Below are 571 nucleotides of genomic sequence, written 5' to 3'. Positions count from 1 at the left end.
GGCGGACAGCCCGATCACGCCCGCGATGACCGCCATGACCAGGCCCCAAAGCCAGACCGCGAAGCCCTGCCGGACGCCATCGAAGCGCGCCATCCGTCCGGCCACGTAGCCGCCTGCAAAATAGGCGATCAGGATGCCGGCCGCCAGTGCCGCCCCCGCGATCATGGCGTCCGGCCCGTTGCCGGCGGAGATGTCGTCCAGCCTGCCGCGCACGTCGGCCTCGTTGGCGAGGCCGAAAACCGCGGCGGCACCGGCGGCGACCGCAGTGAGCAACACGATCATGGCCGTGGCGGCCAGCCAGCCGAAGAACGCAGACCCCAGCCTCAGCCCGCCGTAGGCATTGTGCTGCCGCTGGTACAGCAAGTCCTCGTCGAGGGTTGGTTCGGGGCGGTAGGCGCTGGTGTCCTGGTAGCTCCGCTCGGCGTACATCCCGTCATTCGGGCTCCCGCCGGCGGCGTCCGGGTCCATGCCGTCCGCCGTGGGCGGGCGGCCGAACACGGCCGTGTCCGGGGGGTCGTTTCTGGTGCGGTCCTGGCCCGCTGCCGGCATGGCCTCGGTCGGCGGGGGTTCG

At 72.2% G+C, this 571-nt stretch carries 1 protein-coding gene; it reads right to left on the bottom strand.

Features of this window, described 5'->3' with window-relative positions; translation table 11 throughout:
* Positions 1–549 (bottom strand): hypothetical protein (locus AC5RUJ_RS18055; protein ID WP_494156493.1); only part of this gene is annotated, 549 nt, incomplete at its 3' end.
* Positions 550–571 lie beyond the last annotated feature (22 nt).

This window comes from Arthrobacter sp. Y3223164 (assembly GCF_059091005.1).
Note: the sequence above shows the minus strand (reverse complement) of the source record. Positions and strands in the feature narration are given on the sequence as shown.